Origin of the sequence: Bacillus cereus group sp. N24, from assembly GCF_016483345.1 — a bacterium.
GTDB lineage: Bacteria > Bacillota > Bacilli > Bacillales > Bacillaceae_G > Bacillus_A > Bacillus_A toyonensis.
Genome location: NZ_JAEHCA010000169.1, coordinates 1 through 232 on the forward strand (window position 1 = coordinate 1; position 232 = coordinate 232).

Genomic DNA, 232 nt, shown 5'->3' on the forward strand with positions numbered 1-232 from the left:
CTTGAATACCTTGAGGCCCGGTAGCGCCTGTATTACCTTGAGCACCTTGAGGTCCGGTAGCCCCCGTGTTACCTTGAATACCTTGAGGCCCGGTAGCGCCTGTGTTACCTTGAGCACCTTGAGGCCCGGTAGCGCCTGTATTACCTTGAGCACCTTGAGGTCCGGTAGCCCCCGGAGCGCCAGTGTTGCCTTGAGCACCTTGAGGTCCAGTCGGTCCAGTAGGTCCACCAGA

1 pseudogene is annotated in these 232 nt (G+C 59.1%); it reads right to left on the minus strand.

From position 1 onward, the window contains the following. Positions 1-232 (minus strand): annotated as a pseudogene (locus JDS95_RS30895) (Gly-Xaa-Xaa repeat protein); the annotation flags it as partial.